General features: G+C 67.3%; 1 protein-coding gene. It reads left to right on the plus strand.

Annotated elements, in window-relative coordinates; all coding sequences use genetic code 11:
• Positions 1–116 precede the first annotated feature (116 nt).
• Positions 117–510: ATP-binding cassette domain-containing protein (locus AABA86_RS34510; protein ID WP_338309933.1), on the plus strand; the 394-nt coding region annotated here is incomplete at its 3' end.

Raw genomic sequence — 510 nt, forward strand, 5'->3', positions numbered from 1 at the left:
CGCTCGCCGATCTCGCCGACCATGCGCTTCGTCCCGGCTTCGACCCGCAGCCGCGCTCGGGCCGGCAGGAATATCTGGAATCCCTGGTCAACCGCTACGTCTGAGGAAGGCCGCTGATGACAAAGGCTGACGCGACACCGGTCCTCGAGCTGACCGGCATCGGCAAGGAGTTCGGCGCGATCCGCGCGCTGCACGGCGTCGACATGCAGGTCATGCCGGGCGAGGTCGTCGGCCTGATGGGCGACAACGGCGCCGGCAAGTCGACGCTGGTCAAGATCATCGCCGGCAATTTCCGCCCCAGCCATGGCGAGATCCGCTTTGCCGGCAACGCGGTTCATTTCAGCCGACCGGTCGACGCCCGCGCGGTCGGCATCGAGGTCGTCTACCAGGACCTCGCGCTGTCGGACAATCTCACGGCGGCGGCCAACGTGTTCCTCGGACGCGAGCTGAAGCGCAAATTCGGACCCATCGCATTGCTCGACCACAAGGCGATGGCGGCGCGCGCGCTGG

This window comes from Bradyrhizobium sp. TM233, from assembly GCF_036247965.1.
Lineage (GTDB): Bacteria > Pseudomonadota > Alphaproteobacteria > Rhizobiales > Xanthobacteraceae > Bradyrhizobium > Bradyrhizobium ottawaense.